The sequence below is a fragment of the Allobosea sp. CER48 genome (assembly GCF_044752385.1).
In the GTDB taxonomy this organism is placed as follows: domain Bacteria; phylum Pseudomonadota; class Alphaproteobacteria; order Rhizobiales; family Beijerinckiaceae; genus Allobosea.
In genome coordinates, this window is sequence record NZ_JBIWYK010000485.1 from 1 (window position 1) to 2,218 (window position 2,218).

General features: G+C 64.5%; 2 protein-coding genes. Both read right to left on the reverse strand.

Annotation, left to right across the window (positions count from 1 at the left end):
* Nucleotides 1-1,493: M81 family metallopeptidase (locus ACIPIA_RS14655; RefSeq protein WP_400510606.1), on the reverse strand; the 1,493-nt coding region annotated here is incomplete at its 3' end.
* Nucleotides 1,494-1,540: 47 nt separating this feature from the next.
* Nucleotides 1,541-2,218, reverse strand: a 678-nt coding sequence (locus ACIPIA_RS14660; protein WP_400510607.1) for an ABC transporter substrate-binding protein, incomplete at its 5' end; no start/stop codon positions are given.

The window sequence follows — 2,218 nt, forward strand, 5'->3', positions numbered from 1 at the left end:
TCGCCGAAATCGGCCAGCTCGAACAGCGGCCGGATCTCGCCTTCCAGTGAGAAGCTCGGGCTGCCATAGGGATAATAGTCCTTTAGCGAGAGGTTCTCGTAGGGCAGCGCATCGAGATGAACGGTGCCCATGAAGGGCTCTGGCGGTTCGGCTAGGATGATGGTCGGCGCGAAGCCACTGTCGTCAAAGCCGCGGCGGAAATGCACGCGCGACTTGATCGCAATAACATCGAATTCATCGGGCGCGAGGCCGAGTTGCCAGAGCTCCGAAGGTTCGATGATCTGGACGAGATAGGGGCTGAGCACCAGCAGATTCCCCTTGCCGAATTCGACGCAGATCCAGTCCTTGCCCTGGCCGCGCGCGGTCGTCGCCGGCCCGACGGAGCGCAGCGTGCCGGAGATCCGGATCGGCGCTCCCGCGGATTCATCGAAGAGGCCGCCGATCTCCGCATCGAACGGGTCGCCCGGCTTGGCGCCGGTCTCGATCACGGCGCGAACCGCCTCTGGGGAGGCGATCGTGGCGATCAGCGCGCGTTCGAGCTTCTGCGCGACAATCTCCTCAAGCAGCCAGGTGGCGTAGCCCGAGCGATCGCTGTAGTCGGCGAGCAGGACGGGGCCTTTGCCTTTGGCGACGGCCTCGCGGGCCAGAGCGACCGCCTCCTTCGTCTTGTAGATCTTGACGGTATCCAGCAATGCGTCGCGCCGATGCCAGGTCCACTCGGCCATGTCGCGGATGACGCGCTCGGCGAGGCTGGGGTCGTCATTGGTCAGCACCTGCAGCGACATGCCGGCATCGGGCACGTCGGACCAGGGAAAGCCGAAGAAGACGTTGACAAAGACGTCGGGCTCGCGCGCCTCCCAGATAAGCGCGCGCTGGATGAGATCCGACCAGGGCGACGCGCCGGTCCACATCACCACGGTCGGCGCCATGATCGGGATGCGCAAGGTGCGATGCACCGGCTTGAAGCTGCCGCGTATTGCGCGGACCAGCATGCGCGCCGCGCGCTCGCCCTGCAGATGCATGTCGTAATGCGGGAAATACTTCACGCAGAACGCCATGTCGGCCTGTTCGAGGAAGGATTCGTCCTCATTGCCATGCGGGTCAAAGGTCGCAGTGATGAAGGCCTTCGTCCCCACCACCTCTCGGACGCGCCGGGCGATATCGGCCTCCGGCCTCGCCACGCCGCGCACCGCGAGCGCCCCATGCAGCGCGAGATAGATGCCGTCGAACTGAGGCTGCGCCTTCAGCTCTGCGATCATGATACCGATGAAATGCTCATAGGCGTCCTCGGTCACCCAGCCCGAGCCGGTTCCGGTACGCGGCCAGAGCGGCGAGGTGATGCCGACGAGCTGGACATCCGAGAATTCGCGGGCGACCTGCACAAAACCGCCCATATAGCCCTTGGGGTCGGTCGCGAGCAGGTCTTCGCCGGAGGCTGGGGAGCCCGGATAGATGAAGTCTTCCCGCGTCGTGTCGTTGGGGAGGAATGTCACCGTCTCGTGCGCGAACTGGAGAACGGCGATCCGAAGCTTGGACTGTGTCACAGCGGCCTGACGTCGTAGAACTGGGCAAAACCGATCCGCATGCCGGCGATCCCGCGATAGGCGGTCTTTTCGTAGTAGGCGCCGAGCGGGATATAGGGCACGTCGATGAAGAACTGCTTCTGGATCTCGGCGCAGATGGCTTTCTGAGCCGCGAGGTCCTTGGCGGCAAACCAGTCGAGCCGGAGTTCTTCGAGGCGTGGCGATTTCGGCCAGCCGAACCAGGCCTGATCGCCATTGCCGCGGATGCCGAGCTGGCTTGCGGGATCGAAATTGTTGGTGCCGTTCAGATAGGTGAAGAAGATGCTCCAGCCGCCCTTGTCGATGGGCTGGCGGCTGGCGCGACGCTGGACGACCGTGCCCCAGTCGGTCGAGATCAGCTCGACATTCACGCCGGATTTTTGCAGGGCGTCGGCCGCCACCGCCGCAAGCGCATGGGTCGACGGATAGTCGGTCGGGTCGAGCAGCACGACGCGCTCACCCTTGTAGCCGGCCGCTTCCAGGGCGCGCTTGACGGCGGCGAAATCGCGCTTGCCGACCAGTTGCTCGGTTCCGGCAGTCGTCGCCATCGGTGTATCCGGGCTGAAGACGCCGACATGATCCTTCCAGAGCGAGCGCTCGTCGCCGGTAACTGCGATCATGCATTCGCTCTGGTCGATGGCACCGAGCAGCGCGCG